At 57.0% G+C, this 1085-nt stretch carries 1 rRNA gene; it reads left to right on the top strand.

The window, feature by feature from the left end:
* A 16S ribosomal RNA gene (locus HALO32_RS00010) occupies positions 1-1078 on the top strand; the annotation flags it as partial.
* Positions 1079-1085 lie beyond the last annotated feature (7 nt).

The raw sequence follows: 1085 nt of genomic DNA, 5'->3' as shown, positions 1-1085 counted from the left end.
AATACCCCCGAGGAACGACATCACTCACAGAAGAAGCACCGGCTAACTCCGTGCCAGCAGCCGCGGTAATACGGAGGGTGCGAGCGTTAATCGGAATTACTGGGCGTAAAGCGCGCGTAGGCGGCGTGATAAGCCGGTTGTGAAAGCCCCGGGCTCAACCTGGGAACGGCATCCGGAACTGTCAGGCTAGAGTGCAGGAGAGGAAGGTAGAATTCCCGGTGTAGCGGTGAAATGCGTAGAGATCGGGAGGAATACCAGTGGCGAAGGCGGCCTTCTGGACTGACACTGACGCTGAGGTGCGAAAGCGTGGGTAGCAAACAGGATTAGATACCCTGGTAGTCCACGCCGTAAACGATGTCGACTAGCCGTTGGGGTCCTAGAGACCTTTGTGGCGCAGTTAACGCGATAAGTCGACCGCCTGGGGAGTACGGCCGCAAGGTTAAAACTCAAATGAATTGACGGGGGCCCGCACAAGCGGTGGAGCATGTGGTTTAATTCGATGCAACGCGAAGAACCTTACCTACCCTTGACATCCTCGGAAGCCTGCAGAGATGCGGGTGTGCCTTCGGGAGCCGAGTGACAGGTGCTGCATGGCTGTCGTCAGCTCGTGTTGTGAAATGTTGGGTTAAGTCCCGTAACGAGCGCAACCCTTGTCCCTATTTGCCAGCGATTCGGTCGGGAACTCTAGGGAGACTGCCGGTGACAAACCGGAGGAAGGTGGGGACGACGTCAAGTCATCATGGCCCTTACGGGTAGGGCTACACACGTGCTACAATGGCCGGTACAAAGGGAGGCGAAGCCGCGAGGTGGAGCGAATCCCGAAAAGCCGGTCTCAGTCCGGATCGGAGTCTGCAACTCGACTCCGTGAAGTCGGAATCGCTAGTAATCGTGAATCAGAATGTCACGGTGAATACGTTCCCGGGCCTTGTACACACCGCCCGTCACACCATGGGAGTGGACTGCACCAGAAGTGGTTAGCTTAACCTTCGGGAGAGCGATCACCACGGTGTGGTTCATGACTGGGGTGAAGTCGTAACAAGGTAGCCGTAGGGGAACCTGCGGCTGGATCACCTCCTTAAACGACC

The sequence above is a fragment of the Halomonas lysinitropha genome (assembly GCF_902500215.1).
GTDB lineage: Bacteria > Pseudomonadota > Gammaproteobacteria > Pseudomonadales > Halomonadaceae > Halomonas > Halomonas lysinitropha.
This window is presented reverse-complemented; position numbering and strand designations above follow the sequence as displayed.